Raw genomic sequence first — 1,121 nt, forward strand, 5'->3', positions numbered from 1 at the left:
GCTACAACACCAGCACCTACGGTACGGCCACCTTCACGGATAGCGAAACGCAGGCCGTCGTCCATCGCGATCGGAGCAATCAGGGTAACAACCATTTTGATGTTGTCGCCCGGCATTACCATCTCTACGCCTTCCGGCAGTTCGATGGTACCGGTCACGTCGGTAGTACGGAAGTAGAACTGCGGACGGTAGCCTTTGAAGAACGGGGTATGACGACCACCTTCTTCTTTGGACAGCACGTACACTTCAGATTCGAACTTGGTGTGCGGCTTGATAGAACCCGGCTTGGCCAGTACCTGACCACGCTCTACGTCTTCACGCTTAACACCACGCAGCAGCGCGCCGATGTTCTCGCCTGCACGACCTTCGTCCAGCAGCTTACGGAACATTTCAACACCGGTACAGGTGGTAGAAACGGTATCTTTGATACCAACGATTTCTACAGTCTCACCTACTTTAACGATACCGCGCTCTACACGACCGGTAACTACGGTACCACGGCCAGCGATAGAGAATACGTCTTCGATAGGCATCAGGAACGGCTGGTCAATCGCGCGCTCCGGCTCCGGGATGTAGGTATCCAGGTGGCCAGCCAGCTCGATGATCTTCTCTTCCCACTGAGCGTCGCCTTCCAGCGCTTTCAGTGCGGAACCACGAACTACCGGCAGGTCATCACCCGGGAAGTCGTACTCGGTCAGCAGTTCACGAACTTCCATCTCTACCAGTTCGAGCAGCTCTTCGTCATCAACCATGTCACACTTGTTCATGAACACGATCATGTACGGGATACCAACCTGACGACCCAGCAGGATGTGCTCACGAGTCTGCGGCATCGGGCCGTCAGTCGCTGCTACTACCAGGATCGCGCCGTCCATCTGGGCAGCACCGGTGATCATGTTTTTAACGTAGTCGGCGTGACCCGGGCAATCTACGTGGGCGTAGTGACGGGTAGCGGTGTCGTATTCTACGTGGGAGGTGTTGATGGTGATACCACGCTCACGCTCTTCCGGTGCCTTGTCGATCTGGTCGAAGGCGAAAGCTTTACCACCGAAGTGCTTGGCCAGCACGTTGGTGATAGCTGCAGTCAGGGTGGTTTTACCGTGGTCAACGTGGCCGATGGT

The 1,121-nt window shown here is 55.8% G+C and carries 1 protein-coding gene; it reads right to left on the minus strand.

Annotation, left to right across the window (positions count from 1 at the left end):
* Nucleotides 1–1,121 (minus strand): elongation factor Tu (tuf, locus tag L972_RS03115; protein ID WP_047435413.1); only part of this gene is annotated, 1,121 nt, incomplete at both ends.

It is taken from the genome of Aeromonas sp. ZOR0001 (assembly GCF_000801015.1).
GTDB classification, from domain to species: Bacteria; Pseudomonadota; Gammaproteobacteria; order Enterobacterales; family Aeromonadaceae; genus Aeromonas; species Aeromonas veronii.